The organism is Variovorax sp. 01N429 (genome assembly GCF_056399425.1).
On the sequence record NZ_JBFTRG010000110.1, the window covers coordinates 1 to 463 of the forward strand.

Below are 463 nucleotides of genomic sequence, written 5' to 3' on the forward strand. Positions count from 1 at the left end.
GTGTTCGACTTCGTCCGCGACCACACCACCGACCCCGAAGCCGCGCCCCCGACCGGCAAGACCGCGTCGAGCGAAGCGCCGGGGATGCCCGCGGCGGCCGCGTTCGACGGGGTGAGCAACCGCGCGTGGGCGCCGAGCGACCCCGGACCCGGGGCCGAACTCGTCGCGACGTTCGACCACCCCGTCCGGCTGCTCAAGGTCATCGTGTCGCCGGGAACGTCCGGCAAGCCCKAGGACTTCCTCGCCCACGGCCGCCCCGAGAAGCTCACGTTCCGCATCGTGGCCGCCGACGGCGAGGAAAGCGACGTCGCCGTCCGCCTGCGCGACCAACCCGGACCGCAGACCTTCGACCTCCGCCACACCGACGTCCGCGAAGTACGCATCCGCATCGACAGCGTCTACGCCCCCACCGACCAGCCCCCCGCCATCGCCGAAGTCGAGTTCTTCCGCGGCCGCTGACGCC

Annotated in this window: 1 protein-coding gene; it reads left to right on the forward strand. The window is 72.7% G+C overall.

From position 1 onward, the window contains the following. Positions 1 to 459 (forward strand): discoidin domain-containing protein (locus AC1DSF_RS30815; protein ID WP_478184109.1); only part of this gene is annotated, 459 nt, incomplete at its 5' end. Between the last annotated feature and the right edge of the window lie 4 nt (positions 460 to 463).